The organism is Vibrio sp. V12_P9A6T4 (genome assembly GCF_963874835.1).
Taxonomy (GTDB): domain Bacteria; phylum Pseudomonadota; class Gammaproteobacteria; order Enterobacterales; family Vibrionaceae; genus Vibrio; species Vibrio anguillarum.
Window position 1 is genome coordinate 1 of the sequence record NZ_CAWNJO010000020.1, and the last position, 2,647, is coordinate 2,647.

General features: G+C 47.0%; 2 protein-coding genes. One reads left to right on the forward strand and one right to left on the reverse strand.

The features are described 5' to 3' along the window. On the reverse strand, positions 1-1,828 hold a 1,828-nt coding region (gene malT, locus AACQ42_RS00835), incomplete at its 3' end, for an HTH-type transcriptional regulator MalT (protein WP_094166416.1). 586 nt (positions 1,829-2,414) lie between these two features. Between malT and AACQ42_RS00840 the strand changes: the two genes are divergently transcribed. Beyond that, positions 2,415-2,647: hypothetical protein (locus AACQ42_RS00840; RefSeq protein WP_141195675.1), on the forward strand; the 233-nt coding region annotated here is incomplete at its 3' end.

Here is a 2,647-nt window from a genome sequence, read left to right on the forward strand (position 1 = left end):
TGCTTGGAGAGTGGTTGCCCAATACGCGTAGTCCTTTATAAGCGCATTCTTCCGCTTCATCCAAGCGGTTCCAGCACCACAGGATTTGGGCACGTATCCGTAGTAAGAACTCATGCAATGGCACTTGCTGCAATTGCTGCTCTTCAATTAATTTGAAGGCAATATCCTGCACTTCAAAAGCGGCTTGCACATAACCTTGGGCAATCAAGATCTCGCTTTGCTGTAGTAATGCCCATAGCGCTTGATGGTAAACCTGATACTGGCGTGCCAGCTTTTCGGTTTGTTGCATCATCGAGAGTGCACGGCTTAATTGACCGAGCACGTGGTTCACTTCGCCGACGACTGAAGTGGCGACAATACGACTGCGGTAAACGGTGTGATCCAGTTGGCTCAGTGCTAACTCCGCAAGTTCTAAGGCTTTTTCTGGCTCATTTTGGTTGATCGCGACTTGAGCACGTAGGGCATTGAATTCGCCTTGTTCTTTGGTGCTTAGCTGAACATTGAGCGCTTTCATCTCGTTGGTCGATTTGGTCAGCAGATCCCCAACGTCAAAGTAGCGGTGCTGACTTTGAGCCAGCCAAGCTTGTAGCATACACAGTTTAGGCTCGCGATAGAGTTGGGCCGGAGAGAGTTGGTTAATGGCCTCTTCGAGAGCCAAAAGCTCGCCTTGGTTGAACATCTTCCAGCCAAATTGCGTCAAGATAGTAGCGAGTAAGTCAGTATCGTTGGCGAGCGTGGCGTGACGCAACGCTTGATGAGGTGTGGCTTCTTGCAACCAAGCGTGCGCGGCGGCACGGTGTAGATCGTGTTCCTGCTGCGGGATGCGCGCCAAGCGTTCATGAGAGAGGAATTCCGCAAATAAGTTGTGGAACCGGTACCAGTTGTGCTCACCTTCCAGTGGATAAATGAATAAACCATAGCGGTTGAGCGACTCAATCATGCTCAGCGCGTCGTCACGTTTGGTGAGTGCAGAGACTAACACGTCATTAAAGTGATCGAGCACCGAGCATTGCATCAAAAATTGGCGCGTTTCTTTATCGAGTAGATCAAACACTTCCTCAACTAAGTAATCCCATAAATGTGCATGATTAAATTGCGATACTGACTCCGCTGTTTGAGCCAACGTGCGCTTTTGGTGCTGTGCTTGTAAGGCAATCAATTGCAGTGCAGAGGGCCAGCCTTCGACATAGGTGCACAAGTTGTTGGCAGTATCATCATCCACGCCATCAGAGACCCGTTGATTAAAGAAGCGTGTTGTTTCTTCGGTATCAAAGGCGAGTAGCTCATTACCAATTTCGATCATCAAATCGCGTACGCGCAAGTTGGCCGTGCCTAATGGTGGTGTGGCACGGCTAGTGACGACCAGCGTTAGGTTGTCTGGCATGTGTTTGAGGAAAAAGCGCATCGCTTCGTGGATATCGTCATCGGCGATCAAATGGTAATCATCGAGAACCACATAGCACTCTTTGTTAAAGCCAGACATTTCCGAAAACACTTCACTAAATAGCGAGTGTAAAGAAGAGAACTGGCGTCGCTCGGCCAGTTTCTGGGCATTTGGACAACTTTGCTGAGTCGCTTTATTAATCGCTTGCAGTAAGTAGTTGATAAATCGGAACGCATCATTGTCGCTTTCATCGATGCTATACCAACCCACATTGGTCTTGTCTGATAACCATTGGGCCGCCATGGTGGTTTTTCCATAACCTGCAGGCGAGCGAAATAGCACGAGTTTGTAGCAAGGTGCTTGGGCAAGCAGCTCTAACACACGCGGGCGAACGATGGCGTTGTGTAGGCGGCCGGGACGAGTAAGCTTAGAAGGTATCCACATCTTCCAGATTCCATTTATTGTTCTTGTTACTGACTTAAAAGCTGATCGCAGCTTTGGAGGTGCTTAGTAAGAAGAGCATCATTATTTAGGAGTACACAAGTGAACTATCACTCATTTTGTGTGGATGTTACTTGATGTCGTGACGCACGTTTATTGATCCATCCCGAGATTCTTGCAGGATTCACATTTACTCATCATCTACGCCCTGTAATTGTGACTTTAATCACTAAAACTTCTTTGTTATGCGCTATATAAAAACTGAGCATGTACAAAATCTCATGTAATTTGTAAATGAAGCTCATTTTTTTGAGAGCCAATTCTCATATTGAGAGATTGATATTCCCGATCGAAACCTTAGCGTCATGAGCGGTATTTAGGCTAGTGAGCAAGGTGATGTGATCACAATCACTGCTTATGAACCGCTATGTGCAACGAATGAGAGATAGATCACTGCGACTCTGGTGCTCGCCCTCTACGCCCTGAGCTCTCCTCCTAAACGAGGTCATTTTTAGGAGGATGCCGACCTTGCGTAGCTGATGCACGATATGCCGAAGATGAATTAAAACGACTAAGTGAGATTTCGCTAATGAAACCTACGCAACAGAAGAAGTTTGATAAAGCTTCGTTCCAAGACAACGTAAAGAAACACCTGACTGCCACCTACGCTACCACCATTGAAAATGCAGATAGCCGTTCATGGTATCTCGCAATGGGGCGCGCACTGGCTGAATTAACGATGTTTGATCTACTCGAAACTGAGCAAGACGAGCGCATTGTTAACGCTAAGGGTCTGAACTACTTATCACTTGAGTTCTTGAT